Source organism: Clostridium isatidis (assembly GCF_002285495.1).
Taxonomy (GTDB): domain Bacteria; phylum Bacillota; class Clostridia; order Clostridiales; family Clostridiaceae; genus Clostridium; species Clostridium isatidis.
This window is the reverse complement of the sequence record NZ_CP016786.1, coordinates 1,107,329-1,129,540: the sequence shown is the minus strand read 5'-3', so window position 1 is coordinate 1,129,540 and position 22,212 is coordinate 1,107,329. Positions and strand designations below refer to the sequence as shown.

General features: G+C 26.8%; 22 protein-coding genes. 18 read left to right on the top strand and 4 right to left on the bottom strand.

The genetic code is table 11. The features are described from left to right. The first annotated feature begins 79 nt into the window (after nt 1–79). The 5 genes from recA to BEN51_RS05315 all read left to right on the top strand — a co-directional run bounded on the left by recA (nt 80) and on the right by BEN51_RS05315 (nt 5,033). A complete protein-coding gene (gene recA / locus BEN51_RS05335; RefSeq protein ID WP_119865042.1) occupies nt 80–1,132 on the top strand; it encodes a recombinase RecA in 1,053 nt (350 codons plus the stop codon). A gap of 274 nt (nt 1,133–1,406) precedes the next feature. After that, nucleotides 1,407–2,948, top strand: coding sequence for a ribonuclease Y (gene rny / locus BEN51_RS05330; protein WP_119865041.1), 1,542 nt, complete (start codon nt 1,407–1,409; stop codon nt 2,946–2,948). 159 nt (nt 2,949–3,107) lie between these two features. Continuing rightward, nucleotides 3,108–3,368 carry a stage V sporulation protein S gene (locus BEN51_RS05325; RefSeq protein WP_009169189.1) on the top strand — a complete coding sequence of 87 codons (261 nt, stop codon included), beginning with the start codon at nt 3,108–3,110 and terminating at the stop codon, nt 3,366–3,368. Between the two features lie 173 nt (nt 3,369–3,541). After that, complete coding sequence (locus BEN51_RS05320; protein ID WP_119865040.1) at nt 3,542–3,802, top strand: HPr family phosphocarrier protein; 261 nt, start codon at nt 3,542–3,544, stop codon at nt 3,800–3,802. Nucleotides 3,803–3,893: 91 nt separating this feature from the next. Further along, complete coding sequence (locus BEN51_RS05315) at nt 3,894–5,033, top strand: DUF6398 domain-containing protein (RefSeq protein ID WP_119865039.1); 1,140 nt, start codon at nt 3,894–3,896, stop codon at nt 5,031–5,033. 79 nt (nt 5,034–5,112) lie between these two features. Here the strand turns inward: BEN51_RS05315 and BEN51_RS05310 are convergent, their stop codons facing one another. Then, entirely contained in the window at nt 5,113–6,132 is a 1,020-nt protein-coding gene (locus tag BEN51_RS05310) for a site-2 protease family protein (RefSeq protein ID WP_335621850.1), read from the bottom strand. A gap of 124 nt (nt 6,133–6,256) precedes the next feature. On the opposite strand from BEN51_RS05310, the gene BEN51_RS05305 reads away from it, so the two are divergent. Both BEN51_RS05305 and BEN51_RS05300 read left to right on the top strand, forming a co-directional pair. Beyond that, a complete protein-coding gene (locus BEN51_RS05305) occupies nt 6,257–6,601 on the top strand; it encodes an arsenate reductase family protein (RefSeq protein ID WP_119865037.1) in 345 nt (114 codons plus the stop codon). A 16-nt stretch (nt 6,602–6,617) separates the two neighbouring features. Beyond that, the gene (locus BEN51_RS05300; RefSeq protein WP_119865036.1) at nt 6,618–7,037 is read left to right on the top strand and encodes a hypothetical protein; all 420 of its coding nucleotides are present in this window, start codon (nt 6,618–6,620) and stop codon (nt 7,035–7,037) included. Nucleotides 7,038–7,170: 133 nt separating this feature from the next. Here the strand turns inward: BEN51_RS05300 and BEN51_RS05295 are convergent, their stop codons facing one another. Then, a complete protein-coding gene (locus BEN51_RS05295) occupies nt 7,171–7,746 on the bottom strand; it encodes a serine/threonine protein kinase (RefSeq protein ID WP_119865035.1) in 576 nt (191 codons plus the stop codon). 188 nt (nt 7,747–7,934) lie between these two features. Here BEN51_RS05295 and BEN51_RS05290 point away from each other — a divergent pair, with 188 nt between their 5' ends. The 5 genes from BEN51_RS05290 to BEN51_RS05270 all read left to right on the top strand — a co-directional run bounded on the left by BEN51_RS05290 (nt 7,935) and on the right by BEN51_RS05270 (nt 12,689). Then, nucleotides 7,935–8,786, top strand: coding sequence for an aldo/keto reductase (locus tag BEN51_RS05290; RefSeq protein WP_119865034.1), 852 nt, complete (start codon nt 7,935–7,937; stop codon nt 8,784–8,786). A 34-nt stretch (nt 8,787–8,820) separates the two neighbouring features. Continuing rightward, nucleotides 8,821–9,261 carry a GNAT family N-acetyltransferase gene (locus BEN51_RS05285; protein ID WP_119865033.1) on the top strand — a complete coding sequence of 147 codons (441 nt, stop codon included), beginning with the start codon at nt 8,821–8,823 and terminating at the stop codon, nt 9,259–9,261. Nucleotides 9,262–9,445: 184 nt separating this feature from the next. Continuing rightward, entirely contained in the window at nt 9,446–10,630 is a 1,185-nt protein-coding gene (locus tag BEN51_RS05280; protein ID WP_119865032.1) for a hypothetical protein, read from the top strand. 53 nt (nt 10,631–10,683) lie between these two features. After that, the gene (locus BEN51_RS05275; RefSeq protein ID WP_236906281.1) at nt 10,684–11,325 is read left to right on the top strand and encodes a response regulator transcription factor; all 642 of its coding nucleotides are present in this window, start codon (nt 10,684–10,686) and stop codon (nt 11,323–11,325) included. After that, the gene (locus BEN51_RS05270) at nt 11,322–12,689 is read left to right on the top strand and encodes a HAMP domain-containing sensor histidine kinase (protein WP_119865031.1); all 1,368 of its coding nucleotides are present in this window, start codon (nt 11,322–11,324) and stop codon (nt 12,687–12,689) included. Before BEN51_RS05275 ends, BEN51_RS05270 begins: the two co-directional genes overlap by 4 nt. Nucleotides 12,690–12,780: 91 nt before the next feature. Here the strand turns inward: BEN51_RS05270 and BEN51_RS05265 are convergent, their stop codons facing one another. Together BEN51_RS05265 and BEN51_RS05260 are read right to left on the bottom strand one after the other, a co-directional pair. Then, entirely contained in the window at nt 12,781–14,514 is a 1,734-nt protein-coding gene (locus BEN51_RS05265) for an ABC transporter ATP-binding protein (protein ID WP_119865030.1), read from the bottom strand. 11 nt (nt 14,515–14,525) lie between these two features. Next, nucleotides 14,526–16,250 carry an ABC transporter ATP-binding protein gene (locus BEN51_RS05260; RefSeq protein ID WP_119865029.1) on the bottom strand — a complete coding sequence of 575 codons (1,725 nt, stop codon included), beginning with the start codon at nt 16,248–16,250 and terminating at the stop codon, nt 14,526–14,528. Nucleotides 16,251–16,431: 181 nt separating this feature from the next. Between BEN51_RS05260 and BEN51_RS05255 the strand changes: the two genes are divergently transcribed. The 6 genes from BEN51_RS05255 to purB all read left to right on the top strand — a co-directional run bounded on the left by BEN51_RS05255 (nt 16,432) and on the right by purB (nt 22,076). Beyond that, nucleotides 16,432–17,226, top strand: a complete 795-nt coding sequence (locus BEN51_RS05255) for a DUF368 domain-containing protein (RefSeq protein ID WP_119865028.1) — start codon at nt 16,432–16,434, stop codon at nt 17,224–17,226. A 140-nt stretch (nt 17,227–17,366) separates the two neighbouring features. Continuing rightward, nucleotides 17,367–17,882: a hypothetical protein gene (locus BEN51_RS05250; RefSeq protein ID WP_119865027.1), complete on the top strand. Its 516-nt coding sequence runs from the start codon at nt 17,367–17,369 to the stop codon at nt 17,880–17,882. A 23-nt stretch (nt 17,883–17,905) separates the two neighbouring features. Continuing rightward, the gene (locus BEN51_RS05245) at nt 17,906–18,103 is read left to right on the top strand and encodes a DUF6199 family natural product biosynthesis protein (protein WP_119865026.1); all 198 of its coding nucleotides are present in this window, start codon (nt 17,906–17,908) and stop codon (nt 18,101–18,103) included. 290 nt (nt 18,104–18,393) lie between these two features. Next, entirely contained in the window at nt 18,394–19,032 is a 639-nt protein-coding gene (locus tag BEN51_RS05240; protein WP_119865025.1) for a TIGR04100 family radical SAM protein, read from the top strand. A gap of 284 nt (nt 19,033–19,316) precedes the next feature. Further along, nucleotides 19,317–20,603, top strand: a complete 1,287-nt coding sequence (locus BEN51_RS05235) for an adenylosuccinate synthase (protein ID WP_119865024.1) — start codon at nt 19,317–19,319, stop codon at nt 20,601–20,603. Between the two features lie 42 nt (nt 20,604–20,645). Continuing rightward, a complete protein-coding gene (gene purB / locus BEN51_RS05230; RefSeq protein WP_119865023.1) occupies nt 20,646–22,076 on the top strand; it encodes an adenylosuccinate lyase in 1,431 nt (476 codons plus the stop codon). The last annotated feature ends 136 nt before the right edge of the window (nt 22,077–22,212 follow it).

The following is a 22,212-nucleotide window of genomic DNA, read 5'->3' as shown; positions in this document are numbered from 1 at the left end:
ATATAAGTGTTGACTACAGAAAGAAAATAAATTATAATTAGTACATAGAACAAATGTTCGTTGAGGAGGAAGGTGCCATATGGGAAATATAAATGTAGATAAGTTAAAAGCGATAGAAAATGCAATGTCACAAATTGAAAAGCAATTTGGTAAAGGTTCAGTAATGAAATTGGGAGAAAACAGTACATTAAATATTGATACTATTTCAACGGGATGCCTTGATTTAGATATAGCTTTAGGTATAGGTGGACTTCCAAGAGGTAGAATTATAGAAATATTTGGACCAGAAAGTTCAGGTAAGACTACTGTTGCTCTTCATGTTGCAGCAGAAGCTCAAAAGCAAGGAGGAGCAGTAGCATTTATAGATGCTGAACATGCTTTAGATCCAAATTATGCAAAGAATTTAGGAGTAGATATTGATAATCTTATAGTTTCACAACCAGATACTGGAGAACAAGCGTTAGAAATTACTGAAGCCCTAGTTAGATCTGGTGCAATTGATGTTATTGTTATTGACTCTGTTGCAGCATTAGTTCCTAGAGCTGAAATTGAAGGAGAAATGGGGGACTCTCATGTAGGTCTTCAAGCAAGACTTATGTCTCAAGCTTTAAGAAAGTTAACAGGTGCAATACAAAAAACTGGATGTATAGCTATTTTTATTAACCAATTAAGAGAAAAAGTTGGTATTATGTTTGGAAATCCTGAAACTACTACAGGAGGAAGAGCTTTAAAATTCTATTCATCAGTTAGATTAGATGTTAGAAAAACAGATTCAATAAAACAAGGTGAAAATATTATAGGAAACAGAACAAGAGTTAAGGTAATGAAAAATAAGGTAGCTCCTCCATTTAAACAAGCTGAATTTGATATAATGTATAATGAGGGAATATCAAGAACAGGTAATATTGTAGATGTTGGAGTTAAAGAAGGTATTGTACAAAAAAGCGGTGCTTGGTTCTCTTGTGGAGATATAAGATTAGGACAAGGAAGAGAAAATGCAAAACAATATTTAAAAGATAATCCAGAATTAGCTTTAGAAATTGAAAATAAAATTAGAGAAAAATATAATCTTCCATTAGCTAAAGCTCCTTCAGTAGAAGTATCAGAAGAGAAAGAAAAAACTAAAGAATAATTTTACCATTTTATTGAATAAATTTGGTAATTTTGTGTATAATAATAGTTGGTGAGAAATTTCATCGGCTATTTTTTTTGATGGGCTATTTATATTTTGATAAAATGAAAACGATGTTAGGGAAAATATTCAACTAAACTTGACATAATTTTAAAATTAAGATAAAATAATAACAAATACTGGTTTATCATATTTCAAATATCAGTTAGATTAATTATGATACCTCTACATTTTCATTAAACAAATTGTTTATTAAATGGAGGAGGTGTTTTATATGGAAATTCTTATAAAAATTATAGTTGGAATTATTGTATTGGCAGTTATATGTCTTATACTTTATAACGCTATAAAGAGTGCATCTAAAAAGAAGATTGAAAGGTTAGAAAGAGAAGCTTTTGAAATTTTAGAAAATGCTAAAAAAGAAGCAGAAGCTATTAAGAAAGAATCTATTTTAGAGGCGAAAGAAGAAGTTCATAAATTAAGAAATGATCTAGATAAAGAGTGTAGAGAAAGAAGAAATGAAGTCCAAAGGCTTGAAAGAAGAATAATTCAAAGAGAAGAAACATTAGATAAGAAAAGTGATTTTTTAGAAAAGAAAGAAGAATCTTTAAATAAAAGGTTACAAGAAATCAATGATCTGGAAGCTAGTGTGCAAGAACTTTACGCTAAAAGAAGAGAAGAACTTGAAAGAATATCAGCAATGACTTCTGAGGAAGCTAAAGAAATTCTTTTAAGTGAAGTAAAAAGAGAAATAACACATGAAACTGCTATGATGATTAAAGATGTTGAAGCAAGAGCTAAGGAAGAAGCAGAGAAAAAAGCAAGAGAAATTATAACTACTGCAATTCAAAGATGTGCAGCAGATCATGTATCAGAATCAACAGTGCATGTTGTTGCCCTTCCAAATGATGAAATGAAGGGAAGAATTATAGGTAGGGAAGGTAGAAATATCAGAACCCTAGAAACATTAACAGGAGTAGATGTAATTATAGATGATACTCCGGAAGCAGTTATTTTATCAAGTTTTGATCCTGTAAGGAGAGAAATTGCTAAAATAGCCTTAGAAAAGTTAATTGTAGATGGAAGAATTCACCCAGCTAGAATCGAGGAAATGGTAGAAAGAGCTACCAAGGATGTTGAAAATGATATTAAAGAAGAAGGAGAACAAGCAACCCTTGAAGTAGGTGTTCATGGTGTTCATCCTGAAATTATTAAATTACTTGGTAGACTAAAGTATAGAACTAGTTATGGACAAAATGTGTTAAAACATTCTATTGAGGTTGCTTATTTAGCAGGTATTATGGCTTCAGAACTTGGTTTAGATGTAAATTTAGCCAAGAGAGCAGGCTTATTACATGATATAGGCAAAGTAGCAACAAAAGAAGATGAAGGTCGTCATGCCGTAATTGGCGGAGATTTAGCTAAGAAATATGGAGAATCTCCTATTGTTGCCAATGCAATTGCAGCCCATCATGGAGATGTTGAAATGTTAACATTAGAAGCCGTATTAGTTCAGGCAGCAGATGCTATATCAGCTGCAAGGCCAGGGGCAAGAAGAGAAACCCTAGAAGCATACATTAAGAGATTAGAAAAGCTTGAAGAAATTGCAAATTCTTATGAAGGTGTAGAAAAATCATATGCAATTCAGGCTGGTAGAGAGATAAGAATTATGGTTAAACCAGATCAATTAGATGACGCTGGAATAGTAGAATTAGCTAGAGATTTATCTAAGAGTATAGAACAAAATTTAGAATATCCAGGTCAAATTAAAATTAATGTTATAAGAGAAACAAGAGCAGTTGATTACGCTAAATAAACAGAATGCATTTTGCTTAGCAAAGTGCATTTTATTTTTTATAAAAAAATAAAATAAAAAAAGGATTTTTATTTAGAATGTAGAATATAAATATAGGGAAATGAAATAATATTTAAATTAAATTGTAAACGATTTTTTTATCTAGGAGGTAAAGACAAAGTGGAAGTATTAAAAGTTTCAACAAAATCAAATCCAAATTCAGTTGCAGGTGCATTAGCTGCAATTATTAAAGAAAAGAATATAGCAGAAATTCAAGCAGTGGGAGCGGGTGCTATAAATCAAGCTGTAAAAGCAATAGCTATAGCAAGAGGCTTCGTTGCTCCTAGTGGTAAGGACATAGTATGTGTTCCAGCCTTTACTGATATTCAAATAGACGGTGAAGAAAGAACTGCCATAAAATTAATTGTTCAACCAAGATAATGGAATTATACTAATTCAAAAGATTAAAAAGGACTAGTTTATAGTCCTTTTTGTAAAATTAAATAGTAATATTATAGAATAAGTTCATAATAACTTGAAATTTTCAGCAATAATAGATATAATTAAGAAGTTAGAAGTAAACAATTTAAAAAATTTATAAAGAGGTGTGTTTAATGGTATCTAAAGACGTTGTTGTTAACAATGGAACTGGTTTACACGCTAGACCAGCAACTTTATTAGTTAAGAAAGCTTCATCATTCAAATCAGATGTAAGTATTGAGTACAATGGAAAGAAGGCTAATGTTAAAAGCTTAATTGGTGTTCTTTCACTAGGAGTTACAAAGGGAGCTAAAATAACTATTATTGCAAACGGTGATGACGAAGCTAAAGCTGTTGAAGAAATAGCAACTTTAATAGCAAACTTAGAAGACTAGTATAAAAAAGTGCCAATGGCACTTTTTTTTTGAGTAGGCCATCATAATAAAATATTATGCTTTAAGAAATTTATATAAGGAGACATAATTTATGCAACAAACACATAACAATGAAAGAATTATAGAAATAATGAATGCTATCAATGAGGTCTGCAAAGGTAGTTTAGATGAAAGATATTTGTTTCTTGCAGAGAATTTATGTAAAGAATTATTTAAAATAAAATATGATGGAATAAATAAGGGTAAAGCAAATTCTTGGGCCTGTGGAATAGTACATGCTATTGCTAATAGAAATAATTTATTTAAAAACAGCGATATAAAAGTAACTGATATTTATAAATTATTTAATGTAAGCAGTAGTACAGGATTATCTAAATCTAAAGAAATTAGAAGTGCTATTGATTTACAGGAGGAAAGATGGTCAATAGAATTTGTAGAAAATATTAATAAATCGGATATTTATGAAGAACTAGCTGCTGATTCAGAAATTGATGAAAATTTATTAAAAGCTAATAAAATAGCAAATGATGCTTGGAACAATAAAAGCTTTAATAAGAGAGTTAGATTAGCAAAGGAAGCACTAAAAATAAACGAAAAATGTGCAGAGGCATACATTATTTTGTCTTTTGATAATTCCTTATCTAAGGAACAGCAAAAAGAATTGGCAAAAAAGGCTGTAGATTTTTCAACAAATAATATCAATTCAGAAATATTAAAGAAATATAAAGGTAATTTCTTAGATTTTGATTTAACTAAGACATATTTTAGTGCAAAATATAGGTTAGGAAGTTTACTTTGGAATATGAAAGAAAAACAAGCAGCTATAAAGGAATTTTTAGATTTAATTGAAGTCTTTCCAAAAGATTCATTAATGGTAAGATCTTCTTTAATGTCTTGGTTAATTGAAGAAAATATGGATAAAGAGTTAGAGGAACTTTTAGATAAATACAAGGGTGATTATTTAGCTTCAACTAAATTTACAAAAGCTCTTTACTTTTATAAGCTAGGAAAAAAAGAAGAAGCTTTAAGATATTTAAGAGTTGCTAATTCTTCCAACCCTTTTGTAATAGAATTTTTATTAAAACAAAGAAAAATAAAAAAGAATAATAATAAGTTTGAAAAACTAGGAAGTGAAGAAGAAGCCATTAATTATATTAAATATGGTGAAGATGCTTGGAACTCTGTTAATGGAGCTAAAAGTTGGCTAAAAGAAGTAAAAGAGCATTTATAGGCTATTATCTGTATATATAAAAGGAGCTATCTCAAAATATAAGATTAGTTAATTTTTATTTTGAGATAGTTCCTTAAAATTAAATATTCTTATATAGATTTAGTAAATTATAAAATAATTTACTATAACCTTCTTTATAATTATATTCAATTGGCATATTTTTTTCGAATTTTAAATAATCGATTGTATTTTCATTTTTTTCATCAAAATAAAGCCTTAAAATAGCTTGATAATAGTCCTCTTTAATACCTTTGTATATTTTGTCATATAAATTCTTATCAACTTGATAATGAGGCTTATAAAGCTTATTATAAATTAAATAATAAGCAATTAATAATGAGGTCTTTTTTTCTTGCCTATAATCCAGTTCTATTATTTCATCAAAGTCTCTTATTAATACTTCAGAAAATTCAATAAAGTTTTGCTCTATTTCATAAAGGTCATTATTAAAATAACTTAAGATAGAGTTAGTATAAAAGGATGTATTATTTAAAAAATCCCATAGGTTATTAACATCAAACTCTTTATAATCAATTTCACTTGAAATTTCTTTATAAACATCTGTTAGAAATTTTTTAGTATCAGGATTTACATATCCATTAGCGCATAAGCTAAAATTTCGCACTAAATCGAAGGCTATTCTTTTATCTTCTTTTGCTCCAATTGCATATTTACCATCACTGTTAAAAAAATTCATCGTTGAAATTCCAAAGTGTAATAAAGCAATAATAGCTAAATAAGCATATTCAACAAATATTATACCTATTAAAAACAAGGAGATAAAAACAATAAAATCAAAAATTGGACCTGAATATAAAAAAATTCTAAGTTTATTTATAAGATTATTATAATCTTCTTTATTTGTAATGTTCAATGAATTAAAATGTAGTTCGCTTGTTATATTATGATTAAAAAATTTGACTACTGAGATTTTAAATTTTCCATTATTTTTATATAATTTAAAAGGAATGATATAAATATATGAGCATTTTAATTTTAAAAATAAAGATACAATAAAATGTGTTAATTCATGTAGAATAATAAGGATATATTCAAAAAATATAATTTTAAAGAATAGCAATATATAATTCAAGTTCATCATCCTTTATTATTTGTATTTAATATTAATATAGAAAAATAAAAGGAAAATTGTGACGGAGGAAAATAGAATATGTTAATATAATAATAAATAAAATATGTTTATATTAGCTAGGGAGGATATAATGAATATACAAATATTTGGGAGAAAAAAATCTTTTGATACAAAAAAAGCAGAGAGATACTTTAAGGAAAGAAAAATAAAATTTCAGTTTGTAGATTTAGATGAAAAGGGAATAAGTAAAGGAGAATTAAATTCAATTAAGCAAAAAATAAAAATTAATGATCTAATCAATGAAAGTTCTAAGGAATATAAGCAGCTAAATCTAGATAAAATAAGAAGTGTTGAAATGAAAGAAGAAATTATATTAAAAAATCCTAGAGTTATAAATGCTCCTATCGTAAGAAATGGAAGGGAAGCAACTGTAGGGTATCAAAAGGAAGTTTGGGATACTTGGTTTGAAAAATAGTATGTAGGTGAAACAAATGATTAAATTTAAGTTACAAAAGGATAAATTAAAGGAGATTATTTTTAAAATAAGCATTAAAGAACAAGATATTGTAAAATATCCCTTTCTAAAAAGACCTATTATGGAAGGAAAACAGGCTAAGGGCTTATATAATTACGAAATCCCTTTAAGATATTTAATACCAATAATAAATAATATTAATAGGGAGGATTTAAAGTTAGATAATAAAAGTATTAATGAATTTTTGGAATTTTATGATGAATTTGAAGAAAAGCATTATTATAGTATAAGTGCAACAGCCAAATTTATGAAACTATGGAGAGAGGAAAATTGTCCTAGTATCTATAAAATATATATAGATAGAGAAGCTCTTGAAATTAATAAAGAAATTGCCTTTAAAAAGCCCTGCATAGATTTAAATAATATAAAATATTAGCTGTGCCTAAATTTTAGAGCACAGCTAATTTATTATTTAATGAAGGAGATGAATTTATATGGCGTAGCTCTTAAGCTATAGTTATTTTAATAATATGCTTTTTATAGAATATTTGTTCCAATATTTAATAAATTTAAGCATATTTTTGAATCCTTCTTTTCCTAATAGTGGCAAGATATCTATAACCTTCAGTCCAAAAACTAAGCAATTCTGGTTTATAATCAAGAAGATGTTTTAAAAATTCATCAAAAACCCTTGCCCTTATTAAAATTTCAATAATATCTCTAGGGTAAGGAGTTATTTTACTAAAAGGTTTTCTAGGATCTATAACTTTAATTTTACAATTTTTATTAACAAATATATGAGAATTTCTAATGTTTAATCTAGTAAATTTTAGTCTTTTAAAATCTTCTATTAAATCAATTATTTCTTTGGATAAATTATAGGAAATTCCATTTTTTATTATATATTCATATAAATTTTCGCCTTCAACATATTCTCTAATAATAATATTACTTGCACGAACTATACATTTAGGAAAAAAAGGACTATCTTTAGTAATTTTAAGTATTTCTTCTTCAGCAATGGCATTTTTTATTTTTTTAAAAGCTTTAATAGCCAAGCCGTCTTTAGTTAAAAATACAGAACCTTCTGCGCCAGAACCAAGAAATTTACAATCTTGAATTTCTATTTGGTGTTTTAGTTTCATAAATACCAACTTTTTTAGTGCTTTAAAATATTATATGCTTATAGAATTTTTATGTTAATAAGGCATATTAATATAATAGTATAAAATAATAGCTTTATAAAATAATAAGCAATAATAGTAAGATTATTAAACTATTAATAGAAAAAATATTATGTTACAATGTTAAATATGGAAAGGAAGGGATATTAATGAAAAGCTTATCAGATGTTTATGTTTTATCTAACAATGTGAAAATACCTTGTATCGGCTTTGGTACTTGGCAAAGTCCAGATGGAGAAGTTGCAATTTCATCAGTAGAAGAAGCAATAAGAGTTGGATATAGACATATAGATACTGCTGCTATTTATGGTAATGAAGAAAGTGTAGGAATTGCAATTAAAAATAGTAATATTCCGAGAGAAGAAATTTTTGTTACCAGCAAAGTATGGAATACAGATCAAGGATATGATAGTACCTTAAAAGCCTTTGATGAATCATTAAGAAAATTAGGATTAGACTACTTAGATTTATATTTAATTCATTGGCCTGTGCCTAAAATTTTTAAGGATAATTGGGAAAAAATAAGTATAGAAACCTGGAGGGCCTTTGAAAAATTATATAAGGATGGAAAGGTTAGGGCAATAGGAGTAAGTAATTTTAAGCCTCATCATATTCAAAATTTAATTGATAATTGTGAAATTGTACCTATGGTAAATCAAATACAATTACATCCCGGATTAAATCAAGAAGAGATAGTAAAATATTGCAGGGAAAATAATATTTTAATTGAGGCCTACAGTCCTTTTGGAACAGGAAATATATTTAGTATAAATGATTTAGATCATATTGCAGAGAAATATAATAAGACTGTAGCTCAGATCTGTTTAAGGTGGTCCTTACAAAAGGGGCATTTACCGCTTCCAAAATCAGTTACTCCAAGTAGAATATTAGAAAATACTAAAATATTTGATTTCGAGATTGATGAAGAAGATATGAACTTTATTGATAATTTAAATAATGATTTTAAAAAGGTAAAGGATCCAGATAATATTAATTTCTAAAGAAAATAAAAAATATATAGAAAAAGGTAGCTAAATGGAATTCAAGATTAAAACTTTCGATGAGTTAAGCAATGAGGAACTATATTCAATTTTAAGATTACGTTCTGAAATTTTTGTAGTAGAACAAAATTGTGTATATCAAGATATGGATAATAAAGACTTAAAAGCCTTTCATTTGATGGCAATTGATGAAGGTCAAATTGTAGCTTATTTAAGAATATTAAATAAGGGAGTATCCTATAAAGAAATTTCTATAGGAAGAGTTGTAGTAAAAAAAGAATATAGAAGAAGAAAACTTGGGCTGGAAATAATTAATAGGGCAATAGATTATATTAAAAATATTATGAAAGAAAATGAAATAAGGATATCTGCCCAAGTATATGCAAAAAATCTTTATAAAAAAGCAGGATTTAAAGAAGTATCAGAGGAATATTTAGAAGATGATATTCCTCATGTAGAAATGCTATTTAAGTAATCTATTAAACTATTCTTTACATGATAAAATTAAATTTTATTTGAGGACTGTTTATTAACAGTCCTTTTTATTATAATAATTAAAAAATTTTATTAGTTAACAACTTTGTAACAACTATACTTAATATGTAAAAACTCCTAAATATAATGTATTATTATATAAAGAGGAGATAGGAGTTTTGAAAATGAAAAAAGGGATAGTTTTAATTTTATTATCAATTTTTATTTTAACAGGATGCAGTAGTAAGATTATTATAGAAGAAAGTACAAAAGATAAGGGGATTTTAAATAAGTACAATATAACAGTTAGGGAAATAAAAGATAATTTTCAATATGACTACCAGTTTTTTACCCCCCTTTATTTTAAAGATAATAATGTGATAGGACTTATAGATATAATAAGAGAGGGGGCCTTTACAGAGGATGAGGTAAATATACCTATTAAAATTAATACTAATGGGGAATTTGTTACAAATGATGATAAAGTCTTAAATGAGTTTTTGGAAAATGACCTTAGGCAAAATTATACGGTTCAAGCTAAGGGGATTAATAGTGAAGGTCTTCATACAAGGGATAGGAAATATTTTTATTATGACTTAAAAGAGGACCTAAAATTTTATTTAGAAGATTTAGATGAGCTTTATTATGAAATGGAGAATAAATTTAAATTAGGAGCAGAAGAAGTTTATGATCTAAAAAATTATTATATATTAGAAATGGTTGGATATGAAGATTCTGAAGATTCATCGAAACCGCTAATTATGAAAGGAAAGGCAGCTATTGTTATAGATAAGATAAATAAAACTTATTATAAAACTAAGATTAATAATGATTTACCGTATATATATTATTTTAATGAGAAAGAGGATTCCATTATGGCCTTAGATTTTACTGGGAAAATAAAAAAGCTTGCTTTAATAGAGGGGGATATTGATTATTTAGATTATAAGAATATTAATATAGATGAATATACAAAAGATAGCTTTCATGATTTTCATTTTACCAATAAATATGTTACTGAAAATTATATAGTTTTATCAAGATATAATGAAGGTAAGTATAAAACTTTTATTTACGATATTAATAGTGGGAAAACTAAAATCTATAATGAAAGTCCTTTTCTACAAAAAGTTAGTAATACTAATTATTTTATTGTATATTCAGAAGATGGAATATATTTATCAGAACTTAATGAAAATATGGAATTTGATTTGTTGTATAAATTATCTGCTATAGAAAATTATGATTCTACGGCCTTTATAGGAGATAAGAAAAAGATTTTTGCAGTATTGAAAAAATATAATCATGAAAATAATAGCTTACTTTTAGCGGATAAAAAATATCTATTAATAAATATTGAAGAAAATTAGCAAGGAGTATTTATGAAAAAAAGAAAATATTAGTAGTAGAGGATTAGTATTCAATAAATGATGCTATAAGCTTTGCCTTAAATAATGAGGGCTATGAAACTATAAGTGCTTTTACTGGTAAAGAAGCCTTAGAAAAATTTAGAGAATTAAAACCAGACCTAATCTTGCTTGATTTAATGCTTGGAGATATGGATGGTTTTGAAATTTGCAAAGAGTTATCAAAGGATGTATATATAATTATGTTGACTGCAAGAGGAGAGCTATTAGATAAAGTAATAGGTATGGAACTTGGAGCAGATGATTATATTGTAAAGCCTTTTGAAATTAAGGAGCTTTTAGTTAGAATTAAGGCCATATTTAGAAGAGAGAAGCAGATTCTGAAGGAAAGGGATAATATTGAAAAGAAAAATGAAGAAAATAAATTAATTATAAATCTTATGGATAGATCTGTAAAAAAAGATGGTGAAATTATTCCTTTAAGAAGAAAGGAATTTGATTTGTTATTACATCTATATAAAAATAAGGGAATTGTAATTTCAAGAGAAAATTTATTAGAGAAGGTTTGGGGCTATGATTATGAAGGAGATACAAGAACAGTAGATGTTCATATAAGAAGAATTAGAGATAAATTAAAGGAAGATAAGGATAATTCGATAATAGAAACTGTTTTTGGAGTAGGTTATATTATAAGATGAGTAAGATAAAAAAAACCTTAAAAGGGAGATTATTAAAAAGAATAGTATTAACGACAATATTAATAAATTTATTTTTGACAATTTTAATATCCTTTTATTTAAGTAATAAATTAAAAAAGGATATTATTAAGGATTATGAAAAGATAAAAATTACTTCTCTAAATTTTATGAATGAAGCAGTTATTAAGGAAGAAAGTGTTTGGAAGGCTTTATCTAAGATCTATAACATTAATAAAGGATTTGTGACCATAGTACAGGAAAATAATATAATAAATCAAACTATTGGGGAACTTTTAAATGAGAAAGAAATTCATAATATTTTAGTTGAAAGTAACAATATAAAATCAATTATTACTATGAAAAAAGTTAATAAGGACTATATAGTTACTTTTAACTATCCAATATATAAAGATAATAATTATTTAGGAAATTTGATCATTCAAAATAGTTATAAAGATAAGTATAATGATGTTATTCAATTAATTCAAATAATATCATTAGGACAAGTTGTTTTGCTAATAATGTTAATCATTATCATTAACGTTATTATAAATAAAACAGTAAAACCCATTTTAGATTTAAGTACTTCTATGAATAAATTTATAAATAAAGAAGAGGCTGAGGACATTGAAGTAAATACTAATGATGAAATATCCTTATTAGCAAATTCTTATAATATTATGAAAGCAGAAATAATTAAGAGTGAAAAAAATCAAAGAGAGTTTTTTAACAATGCAACCCATGAATTGAAAACCCCAATCACTTCGATATCAGCATATGCACAAATATTACGAGATATAAATAATATAGATGATGATTTTATAAAAAGATCTAGTAATAGAATAGTTTTAGAATGTAATAAGATGATTTCTTTAGTAGAAAAACTTTTAGAATTATCCAGGGGAAAATTATATTATAATAAAATTAAAGAAAAAGTTAATGTGAAAATGTTAATATTAAACTTAATAAAAGAATTTGAAATAAGATTGAAGGATAAAGTTATAGTAACTAATATTGATAATATAGAACTTGAATTAGTTAGGGAGGATGTAAAAACCATCTTTTCAAACCTAATTGATAATAGCATTAAATATGGAGTAGATAAGGAAATTTATATAAGCCTATATGATGATAATAAAAATAAAGTTTTTGAAATAAAGAATAAAATGGGAAATATTCCCAAGGAAATAAAATATAGATTATTAGATCCTTTTATAAAATATAATAATATTAAAGAAAAAGAAAAGGAAATTACTACTTCTGGCTTAGGTTTATATATTTGTAATGAAATATCAAAAGAAAATGGATGGAATTTAAATTACTATATTGAAGATGATTATATAAGATTTAGATTAGAATTTTAAGTAAAATGGACTGTTTCAATTGGAAGTAAGTATTAAATTTCTTAAACTATGCATCGTATTTTAAAAAGTCCAGCAAATAATACTGGACTTTTTATGTTATTTCAAATTGACTATTATAAAGGTCAGCATAAAAGCCGCCTTTTTCAAGTAATTCTTTATGATTACCTTGTTCTACAACCTTACCATTATCCATTACAATAATTAAATCAGCTTCTTTAATTGTAGATAACCTATGGGCAACTATAAATGTTGTTTTATTTTTCATAAGTTCATTAAAAGCCTTTTGAATATATATTTCTGTACGAGTATCTATACTGCTTGTAGCTTCATCTAGTATTAACATAGAAGGTTTGGATAGCATAACTCTGGCAATTGATAGTAACTGCTTTTGACCTTCAGATAATGATGAATCCTCAGATAAAACGGTATTATAACCTTGTGGAAGTTTTATAATAAAATCATGAGCATGGGCTTTTTTCGCAGCTTTAATTACTTCTTCCATAGAGGCCGAAGGCTTACCATAGGCAATATTATCTCTTATAGTTCCTTGGTATAAGAAGGTGTCTTGAAGAACCATTCCAAATAAGCCCCTAACACTCGATCTTTTAATTTTCTCTATATTAATATTATCTATTTTTATTTCGCCAGAATTAATATTATAAAATCTCATAAGTAAGTTGATTAGGGTAGTCTTCCCAGAACCCGTTGGACCAACTATTGCTATTTTTTCACCTGGTTTTACTTTTAAATTTAAGTTTTCAATAAGAGGAGCAGCTTTACTATAAGAAAAATTAACATTATTTAGCTCAACATAACCAATGCAATTTTCTAGTTCAATTGCATTTTTAGGATCCTCAATTTCGTTTTCTTCCTCAAGAATATTAAATACTCTTTGAAGGGAAGAAAAGGCAGCTTGCAGCTCAGTAATTACTCCAGAAATTTCATTAAAGGGCTTTGTATATTGATTTGCATAGCTTAAAAAAGCAGATAGATTTCCAATGCTTATAGCTCCTTTAACTACTAATATCCCTCCAAAGACACCTACTGAGCTATATACAATACCATTTACAAATCGTGTTGCAGGATTAGTTATAGCTGAATAGAATTGGGCCTTTTGGCCATAGCTATAAAGCTTTTTATTTATATTATTAAATTTATCTAAGGCATCTTTTTCATAATTAAAGGATTTTACTAACTTTTGATTGCTAATTAATTCTTCTATAAGGCCTGTTAATTCAGAACGAATTTCAGATTGTTTAGAAAACATAGAATAACATGCCTTGGCAATTATTGAGGCTGTAAATAATGATAAAGGGGTTACAAAAAATACAACTAATGCAATTTTATAATTTATTGTTAACATAAATATAAAGGTTCCAACAATAGTTAATATGCCTGTAAAAAGTTGAGAAAAGCTCTGAATTAATCCATCAGAAACTGTTTCAATATCATTAATAACGGTATTTATAATTGAACCAGTAGAATTACTGTCAATATATTTTAAAGGAACTTTATTTAGTTTTTCAAATATATCCATTCTAAGTTGTTTTATTGTCTTGTTACAAAGAAGATTTGTACTTCTGGTCATAATAAGTTGAAAGATGGATGAAATTAAAAAAACCGCTATTAAAACTCCAATTACTTTGCTTAGGTTTTTAAAATTCACATTATCTTTATAGATGATATAGTCAACTCCTTTACCGATAATAATAGGGGTAAGGAGACTTAAAGCAATATAAATAATACCGCTTATAATAGAGAGAAATATATACTTTTTATAGGGAGAGATGTAATTAAGGAGTTTTTTTATTAAGCTAATGTTCATAATGTCACCTCCTAGTTTTTGCTTTGAGAATAATAAATTTCTTTATATACATAACAAGTATCTAATAGTTCGTCATGAGTTCCAATGGCTTTAACTTCTCCATTATCTAGAACAATAATTTTGTCAGCATTTTTTAAACTGCTTGCCCTTTGAGAAATCATTATAATAGTTTTATTCTTAACTTCTTCCTTTATTTTTTTTCTAACCTGTAGATCTGTGGAGAAATCTAAGGCGCTTAGACTATCATCTAAAATTAATATTTCTGAATTTTTAGCTAAAGCCCTAGCAATAGAAAGCCTTTGCTTTTGTCCGCCAGAAAAGTTTTTTCCACCTTTTAAAACTTTTGCATCATATTTATCTTCTAATTTATTCACAAAATCAGAGGCCATAGATATATCTAAAACTCTTTTTAACTCTTTATCATTTAAATTTTTATTTCCTAGTTCCAAGTTACTTCTTATTGTTCCGCTAAATAAAACTGACTTTTGAGGAACTAAAGAAATTAAATTTCTTAATTCTTTAAAGGAATAGTTTTTTACGTTAATACCATTAATTAATATTTCTCCCTTTGTGGTATCATAAAATCTACATAATAAATTAATTATTGTAGATTTTCCTGAAGCTGTTCCTCCAATTATACCAACAGTTTCATTTTTATTGATTTTAAAAGAAATATTCTTTAAAGAATACTCCTGAGAATTATTATAAGTAAAATAAACATTTCTAAATTCTATTAATGGTTTCCTTTTATCTACAGAAGTTATACTAAGTTCATTATTATTTTCAATCAGACTAGGGTTAACTTCTAAGATTTCCGAAACTCTAATTAAGGATGTATATCCTTTAGTTAAAGTAATTACTAATTGTGAGAAGACAATTAAAGCTAATGATATTTGTGTTATATAGTTTATTAACGCAATAATTTCTCCTTGTGTTGAAATACCTAGGTTTACCTTATTAGCTCCAAAATAGAGTATAAAAACAATGGCAAAATTCATAACAATTGAAGTAAGTGGATTTAACAAAGAAGAAACTTTTAATGCTTTAATATTTTCTTCACTATAAGCAGCATTTCCCTTTCTAAATCTTTCAATTTCCCTTTTTTCTTTAGAAAAAGCTTTAACGGCTCTAACTCCTTCAATATTTTCTTTAGTAATAAGAGAAATATTTTCTAATTTTTTTTGAATTTCTTTATAAATTTTTACAGATTTTTTCATGATTAAAAATAGTATTGCTGATATAATAGGCATTGTAATTAAAAATATTAAAGCTAGCTGAAAGTTAATTGCAAAGGCCATAATTGTAGAGCCAATAATAACAAAAGGGGACCTTGTACCTAATCTAATTAACATTGCAATACCATTTTGAATTAATGTAATATCATTTGTTAATCGTGTAATTAAAGTGGAGGTACCTATAGTATCAATTTCTTTATAGGAAAGTTTATTTATATGTTCAAATAATGCTGTCCTAATATTTGCTCCTATTCCTTGGGAAGCAATAGAAGCATAATATTGACATATTAATGCAAAAGTAAGACCTACTAAACCTAGCAATATAAGAATAAATCCAATTCTAATTATATAATTAATATCATTATTCGGAATTCCTATATCAATAATTTTTATCATTACTATTGGAATAAAAAGTTCCAATATGGCTTCTATAAGCTTAAATAATGGTCCTAAAATCAGTTCTTTCTTATAGGATTTAAAAAAGGGAAGAACTTTTTTCATTAGATCACTCCTTTAACTATGAAAAAGAATTTAATATTATATAGTTTTTCAATTAAATACATTAATATTAATAAATATAAATTTTAATACTTTTGCTTAAATAGCATAATCATGACAATATTATCAAAATGTAATATGTAAAATTGTAACAAAATATAAAAAATATAATAAGAGGTGCAAGATGGAAACAGTAAAAAATTTTTTAAAAGGTGTTGTAATAAGTATATCACAATTAGTTCCAGGTGTAAGTGGAGGAACTATAGCAATGATTTTTGGAATATATGATAAACTATTGCATGCTGTAAATAATATATTAAAGGACTTTAAAAATCAATATAGATTATTGCTAGAAGTTGGACTTGGAGCAGTAATAGGAATTTTTGCTTTTAGTAATATTGTAAAAACATTATTTGATAATTTTCCAATTCAAATTGGTTATTTATTTATTGGTGTAATTTTAGGTGGAGCACCACTAATGTATAGAAAGGCTTCAGTAAAGGGGCTTAAAAAAAGCAGTATATTATATTTAATTGCTGGTTTTGTGATTGTATATATGATGGGAACACCAAATAATGATGCATCAGCCGTTATACAAAATTTAACTCCTTTAAACTTTTTATATTTATTCTTAGGTGGAGTAGTTGTTGCTATAGCATTAATTTTGCCAGGGATTAGCGGTTCTTTTATGCTATTTGTTTTAGGTCTTTATAATACGGTGATAACTGCAGTTGCCCAGTTAAATATACCTATATTAATACCTATAGCAATTGGAGGGATAGTTGGGACTTTAGTAACTGCAAGATTTATTGAAATCTTGTTATTAAAATTTCCTGAACAAACATATATATTAATTTTTGGATTTATATTAGGATCAGTTTTTTCAGTTTTTCCTGGAATTGATGGAATGAAAAGTGTAATAGGGATTATACTTGCTATAATAGGATTTATCTTTACTTATTATATTAGCAGGAATTAATAGATAAAATTACTTAGGTATCTAAACTAACCTAAGTAATTTTTATTTTTAAATATAAAAATATATTATTTCGCCTTAATGGAATATAATGGTATAATATAAAATAATGACAGATAACATCCAAATTGAAAGGTATAGATATGAATAGAAAAATTATAATATTCTTATTAGCTATTTTAGTGACAAGTATTTCTTTATGTTTTTTACCATCGCAACATAAAATTAATATAAGTTTAAAGGGAATTCAAAGAAATATTGGTAATGATGATTATATTGAAGAAGTAATAATAGAAGTTATAGGTATCTATAATAAATATTTATTTAAAGAAAATAGTTTTATAGGAAGAATATCAATAGATCTTTATGGTGATATATGGACATTATCTGATAAAGAATTATTATTTTCAGATAACACTGCAAAAATAGTATCGTTAAATATAGATAATAGCAGTAAATATTTTGGTGAATTATTATGTAATAATAAATTTAGTGAAATTTTGATTATTGTTTGTGAGAAAACCCAAGAGAATTCTTATGGATGGTCTAGTAAAGATGGATTATATATTGCTGCACCAGCTAAAAATAGATCGGAAGCAATAGAACTTGCTGAAAAGTTAGCTAATAGTAGCATAATGCAAGAAGTTCTTTGGGAGTAAATAAATTAATATAGGGGGATAATATGGTTTTTATAAAGATTATTATTAGCATATTTTTAATTATAGATTTAATAAATCCTAGATTTGGGTGGAAGTTATCTGAAGGTTGGAAATATAAAGATCTAGAACCAAGTGAGAGTTATTTATTTTGGAGCAGAGTAAAATCTTTACTTATTTTAATAATTATATGGTTTCTACTTTCAGAAGTAAATTGGACTTAGGAATAATGAGTTCTGAAAGTATAATTAATGAAAATTTTTAGAGTATCCTGTTATCATTGATAAAAATTCCCAATAATATAGAAAAAATACTTGGCGTTAGTTTAATAAAATTTTGAAGATAAATGGAGAAATTATTTAATAGAAAACTATTCCTAAAAGAATTGTTGATAAAAAAACATATAAGAAGTATTGGAGATAAGATAAGTTAGAGAGTATGAAATACTTTATTTTTTGTGATATATGATTTAAAATGGAAATTAATAATTTATAAATATAAAGGATGAAGAAAGATGGTTATTTTATATACTCTACAGAATGGTGATTTTATAAATTTAAAGGATATAAAAATAATTAAAAAAGAAAAAGTTTATGTGAATTTAACTAATAAATGTCCTTGCGCATGTACTTTTTGCTTAAGAGACACTAAGGAAATGGTTGAAACTAATAGTCTTTGGTTAAAAAGGGAACCGTCAGCGCAAGAAATAATTGGGGAGTTTGAAAAGTATGATTTAGATCAATTTAATGAAGTTATTTTTTGTGGCTACGGTGAACCAACTATCCGACTTTATGATATTATAGAAATTGCAAAATATTTAAAGAGAAGAACTAATATACCTTTACGTATAAATACTAATGGACTAGCAGATTTGATACACAAAAAGGATACTGCACCGTTATTAGAAGGTTTAATTGATACTGTATCAATAAGTCTTAATGCATCAAATGCAGAAGAATATCTTAGAATAACTAGAAATAAGTTTGGGCTAGAATCTTTTGATGCTATGCTAAAATATGCGGTAAACTGTAAAAAGTATGTACCCAAGGTTGTATTTACAGTTGTAGATTGTATTGGAGAAGAAGAAATAAAGGCTTGTCAAAAAGTATGTGATAATATTGGAATTCCCTTAAGAGTTCGTCCTTTTGAATAGAAATTCTCATGGATTTAATAATGCTGGAAATTTTATTTTCCAGTATTATTTTTTATTATTTAAAAATACTAATAATGAACTTTTATTTTATTAATAAAATATATAATTATTATTTATATTGCTATATTTAAATATAATTTTTGCTTATATCTAATATAATAAATAATTATTGTTCTAATAGGTTAAGATTAAGGTAAATTTATTGACTGTATAAACTTTTCTTTGTTAGTATTTTTAAGTGATATTTTTTATCGCAAATTTAAAGGATATTGGAGAGATTAAGTATGGCAGGATTTATTGTTTTAGGAGCTCAATGGGGCGATGAAGGTAAAGGAAAAATGACTGATTTTCTAGCAGAAAGCAGCGATGTAATAGTAAGATTTCAAGGTGGAAATAATGCAGGACATACGGTTATAGTTGGAGAAAATGAATATAAGCTTCATTTAATACCTTCAGGTGTATTATATAAGGATAAGTTAAATATTATTGGAAATGGAGTAGTATTAGATCCAAAAGCCTTTTTTGAAGAACTTGATTATTTAGAAAAGGCAGGTATTAAGGTTTCACCAGAGCAATTAATTGTAAGCGATAGAGCAAATGTTATAATGCCATATCATAAAGTTCTAGATAAATTAAAAGAAGAAGCAAGAGGAAAAAATAACATAGGAACAACTGGTAAAGGAATAGGTCCTTGTTATACAGATAAAGCTGAAAGAAGTGGGATTAGAGTTTGTGATTTAATAAATCCAGTGGTTTTAAAAGAAAAATTAAAGGAAACAATAGTAAGCAAAAATGATATTATTACTAAGGTTTATAATGGTGAAGAACTAAACTTTGATACAATTTATGAGGAATATGTTGAACTTGGAAAGAGATTAAAATCTTTTGTAGCAGATAGTTCTGTTAGGATATATGATGCTATAAAGAGTGGCAAGAAAGTTTTATTTGAAGGAGCTCAAGGGATGTTACTTGATATAGATTATGGCACTTACCCTTTTGTTACTTCATCAAATACAACTGCAGGGGGAGTTTGCTCAGGAGTAGGCATTGGACCAACGATGATAAGCGGAGCAGTAGGAGTTGCTAAGGCTTATACAACAAGAGTAGGTAAAGGTCCATTTCCAACTGAACTTGATAATGAAACAGGAGAATGGATAAGACAAAAAGGTGGAGAATTTGGCGTTACAACAGGTAGAGCAAGAAGATGTGGTTGGCTTGATCTTGTTATATTAAAAACATCAGCAAGAGTTTCAGGACTTACAGATTTAGTTGTAACCAAGATTGATACCTTAGCTGGTCTTGACAAAATAATGGTTTGTGTGGGATATAAATTTGAAGATAAAGTGATAGATTACTTCCCAGCAAGCTTAGAAGATTTAGCTAAGTGTGAGCCAATATATGAAGAATTTGAGGGATGGGATGACAGCGTAGCTGATGCTAGAAGCTATGATGAAATTCCTGAAAATGCTAAGAAATATTTAAAAAGAATTGAGGAATTTACTGGAGTTCCAATTTCAATAGTTTCAGTAGGACCAAAGAGAGATCAAACAATTGTTTTAAAGGAAATTTAGACTAATAGAAAATCTATATAGTAATTTTAAAAGGAGATAAAAATGAGAAATACATATAGTACCCCATTAAACAGCAGGTATGCTTCAAAAGAAATGTCATATATATTTTCAGATGAGATGAAATTTAAAACTTGGAGACGTCTTTGGGTAGCTTTGGCAGAAGGTGAAAAAGAACTTGGAATTAACATAACAGATGAACAAATAAGAGAATTAAAAGATAATGTAGAAAATATTAATTATGAAGTAGCAATTCAAAGAGAAAAGGAAACTCGTCATGATGTTATGAGTCATGTTTACGCTTATGGTGTTCAATGTCCAAAAGCAAAAGGAATTATACATCTTGGTGCTACAAGTTGTTATGTTGGAGATAATACTGATTTAATTATAATGAAAGAAGGATTACTTTTAATTAGAAAAAAGATTATTAATGTAATAAAGAATTTAAAAGACTTTGCTTTAAAATATAAGGGATTACCAACTTTAGGCTTTACTCATCTTCAACCAGCCCAATTAACAACAGTTGGAAAGAGGGCAACCCTTTGGATTCATGACTTATTATTAGACTTAGAAAACCTAGATTTTGTAATAGATAAGCTAAGATTTAGAGGCGTTAAGGGAACAACAGGAACTCAAGCTAGCTTTATGGAATTATTTGATGGTGATGAAGAAAAAATTAAAGCCCTTGATAGAATAGTTACAGAAAAGATGGGCTTTAAGGAAAGTTATAGTGTAACAGGTCAAACATACCCAAGAAAGGTAGATTCGATTATTTTAAATACTTTATCCGAAATTGCTCAAAGTGCTTATAAGTTTAGTAATGATTTAAGAATTCTTCAAAGTATGAAAGAAATAGAGGAACCATTTGAAAAGAATCAAATTGGATCTTCTGCTATGGCTTATAAGAGAAATCCTATGAGATCAGAAAGAATGAGTGCCCTTGCAAGATTTGTTTTGGTAACTTCAATGAATCCGGCAATTACAGCTTCTACTCAATGGTTTGAAAGAACTTTAGATGATTCTGCTAATAAGAGACTTTCTGTTTCAGAAGCCTTTTTAGCTTTAGATGGAGTTTTAAATTTATATATGAATATTTCAAGTAATTTAGTAGTTTATGAAAAAGTAATTGAAACTCATGTTAATAAGGAGCTTCCATTTATGGCAACAGAAAATATATTAATGGAAGAAGTTAAAATGGGTGGAGATAGACAAGAACTTCATGAAAAGATAAGGGTACACTCTATGGAAGCTGCAAGGAAAGTTAAAGAAGAAGGTTTAGATAATGATCTTATTGAAAGATTAATAAATGATCCAAGTTTTAGTCTAGATGAAGAAAAAGCAAAGAGTATATTAGCTGCTAAGAAGTTTACAGGAAGAGCAGAAAATCAAGTGTTAGATTTTATAAATGAAGCAGTTAAGCCGATATTAGAAAAAAACAAGGATTTATTAGGAGAAGAAGCAGAGATAACGGTATAAAATATAAAAATATAACAAAGAACAATAGGAAAATTTATATTTAAATTTACTATTGTTCTTTATTATTTTATTTAAAGTTTTGGTTGTAATAATTATAAGTCGTTATAAAATGAGAGTAAGCAAAATATATACACTT

Excerpts from the sequence above, each read along its gene's own strand:
- recA (WP_119865042.1), top strand. The coding sequence starts at position 80 with ATGGGAAATATAAATGTAGATAAGTTAAAAGCGATAGAAAATGCAATG.
- rny (WP_119865041.1), top strand. The coding sequence starts at position 1,407 with ATGGAAATTCTTATAAAAATTATAGTTGGAATTATTGTATTGGCAGTT.
- BEN51_RS05320 (WP_119865040.1), top strand. The coding sequence starts at position 3,542 with ATGGTATCTAAAGACGTTGTTGTTAACAATGGAACTGGTTTACACGCT.
- BEN51_RS05315 (WP_119865039.1), top strand. The coding sequence starts at position 3,894 with ATGCAACAAACACATAACAATGAAAGAATTATAGAAATAATGAATGCT.
- BEN51_RS05310 (WP_335621850.1), bottom strand. The coding sequence starts at position 6,132 with ATGAACTTGAATTATATATTGCTATTCTTTAAAATTATATTTTTTGAA.
- BEN51_RS05305 (WP_119865037.1), top strand. The coding sequence starts at position 6,257 with ATGAATATACAAATATTTGGGAGAAAAAAATCTTTTGATACAAAAAAA.
- BEN51_RS05300 (WP_119865036.1), top strand. The coding sequence starts at position 6,618 with ATGATTAAATTTAAGTTACAAAAGGATAAATTAAAGGAGATTATTTTT.
- BEN51_RS05295 (WP_119865035.1), bottom strand. The coding sequence starts at position 7,746 with ATGAAACTAAAACACCAAATAGAAATTCAAGATTGTAAATTTCTTGGT.
- BEN51_RS05290 (WP_119865034.1), top strand. The coding sequence starts at position 7,935 with ATGAAAAGCTTATCAGATGTTTATGTTTTATCTAACAATGTGAAAATA.
- BEN51_RS05285 (WP_119865033.1), top strand. The coding sequence starts at position 8,821 with ATGGAATTCAAGATTAAAACTTTCGATGAGTTAAGCAATGAGGAACTA.
- BEN51_RS05280 (WP_119865032.1), top strand. The coding sequence starts at position 9,446 with ATGAAAAAAGGGATAGTTTTAATTTTATTATCAATTTTTATTTTAACA.
- BEN51_RS05270 (WP_119865031.1), top strand. The coding sequence starts at position 11,322 with ATGAGTAAGATAAAAAAAACCTTAAAAGGGAGATTATTAAAAAGAATA.
- BEN51_RS05265 (WP_119865030.1), bottom strand. The coding sequence starts at position 14,514 with ATGAACATTAGCTTAATAAAAAAACTCCTTAATTACATCTCTCCCTAT.
- BEN51_RS05260 (WP_119865029.1), bottom strand. The coding sequence starts at position 16,250 with ATGAAAAAAGTTCTTCCCTTTTTTAAATCCTATAAGAAAGAACTGATT.
- BEN51_RS05255 (WP_119865028.1), top strand. The coding sequence starts at position 16,432 with ATGGAAACAGTAAAAAATTTTTTAAAAGGTGTTGTAATAAGTATATCA.
- BEN51_RS05250 (WP_119865027.1), top strand. The coding sequence starts at position 17,367 with ATGAATAGAAAAATTATAATATTCTTATTAGCTATTTTAGTGACAAGT.
- BEN51_RS05245 (WP_119865026.1), top strand. The coding sequence starts at position 17,906 with ATGGTTTTTATAAAGATTATTATTAGCATATTTTTAATTATAGATTTA.
- BEN51_RS05240 (WP_119865025.1), top strand. The coding sequence starts at position 18,394 with ATGGTTATTTTATATACTCTACAGAATGGTGATTTTATAAATTTAAAG.
- BEN51_RS05235 (WP_119865024.1), top strand. The coding sequence starts at position 19,317 with ATGGCAGGATTTATTGTTTTAGGAGCTCAATGGGGCGATGAAGGTAAA.
- purB (WP_119865023.1), top strand. The coding sequence starts at position 20,646 with ATGAGAAATACATATAGTACCCCATTAAACAGCAGGTATGCTTCAAAA.